The organism is Kitasatospora sp. NPDC054768 (assembly GCF_053612025.1).
On sequence record NZ_JBSHBN010000346.1, the window covers coordinates 1 to 1,447 of the forward strand.

The following is a 1,447-nucleotide window of genomic DNA, read 5'->3' on the forward strand; positions in this document are numbered from 1 at the left end:
GCGTCATATGTGTAAAAGACACTGGTTCGACGGGTCCGGCGCGGCGCGGGGCCACCGACCGACGCGGGGGCACCGCGATCCGGCACGTCCCCGGGCCCTCCGGGCGGGACCGCTCAGTCCAGGTCGCTGTTGCCCAGCTCCTCCCGGACCAGGTTGAGCAGTTCCTCGTCGTCCGCGGCGTCGAGGAGGTCCGCGATGGTGTCCTCCTCCACCGGGGCACCGGCGGACCAGCGGGCCAGGAAGGCCTGGAGGCGCACGGTGACCCTGGAGCGGGAGAGCTCGTCCAGCGGGTTGACGGTCATCGCCGCCTCCAGCCCGTCGAGCATCCCGAGCAGCGGCTCGACGTCCGCGGCCGACTCGGCGCCGCCCGGGAGCGCGCCGTGCAGGTGGTCTGCCAGCGCGACCGGGGTCGGGTGGTCGAAGACGATCGTCGCCGGGAGCGCGACGCCGCACTCCCGCGCCAGCCGGTTGCGGAACTCGACGGCCGTGAGCGAGTCGAAGCCGAGGTCGCGGAACGGCCTGGTCTCGTCGATCTGTTCGGCCGCGGAGTAGCGGAGCACCTCGACCAGCACGTCCCGGACCAGCTCCAGCAGGACGGCCGTCCGCTCCTTGGCGTCCAGCCCGGCCAGCCGGGCGCGCAGCGCCCCGCCGTCCGCCCCGCCGTCCGCCGCCGGAGTCCCGGCCGAAGCCGCGGCCCCGGCCGGGGACCGGCCGTCGGCCGCCTCGGGCAGGTCGCCCAGCAGCGGGCTCGGCCGGCCCGAGGTGAAGGCGGGCGCGAACCGGGTCCAGTCCACGTCGGCGACGGTCAGCGCGTCCGCGCCGCCGTCCACGGCCGCCGCCAGGGCGGTGAGCGCGAACTGCGGGTCGAGCGGCGTCAGTCCGCGGCGGCGCAGGTACTCCTCCGCCCCGTCGGCCGCCATCCCGGCGCCCGCCCACGGGCCCCACGCGACCGACGTCCCGACGAGACCACGGTCCCGCCGGTTCCGGGCCAGGGCGTCCAGGTAGGCGTTGGCCGCCGCGTAGAGGGCCTGCCCGCCGCTGCCCCAGGTGGCGGCGATGGAGGAGAAGACCAGGAACAGCTCCAGGTCCGCCTCCGCGGTGAGCTCGTCCAGGTGGGCGGCGCCGTCGACCTTGCCTCCGGTGATCCTCGCGATGTCCTCGACGCCGGTCTGCGCCAGCATCGCCGACTGGGCGACACCGGCCGCGTGCACGACGCCGATCAGCGGGCGGTCGGCCGGGACCGCGGCCAGCGTCGCCGCCAGCGCCTCCCGGTCGGCGGCGTCGCACGCGGCCACCGTCACCCGGGCGCCGGCCGCCGTCAGTTCGGCGGTCAGCTCCTCGGCGCCCGGGGTCCGGGAGCCGCGGCGGCCGGTGAGGACCAGGTCGGTGACGCCCCGGCCGACCAGCCAGCGGGCGACGACCGCGCCCAGCGCGCCGGTACCGCCGG

At 77.1% G+C, this 1,447-nt stretch carries 1 protein-coding gene; it reads right to left on the bottom strand.

Going from position 1 to position 1,447, the window contains the following annotated elements; all coding sequences use genetic code 11:
* Nucleotides 1-113: 113 nt before the first annotated feature.
* On the bottom strand, nucleotides 114-1,447 hold a 1,334-nt coding region (locus tag ACWGKU_RS41030), incomplete at its 5' end, for a beta-ketoacyl reductase (protein ID WP_452191839.1).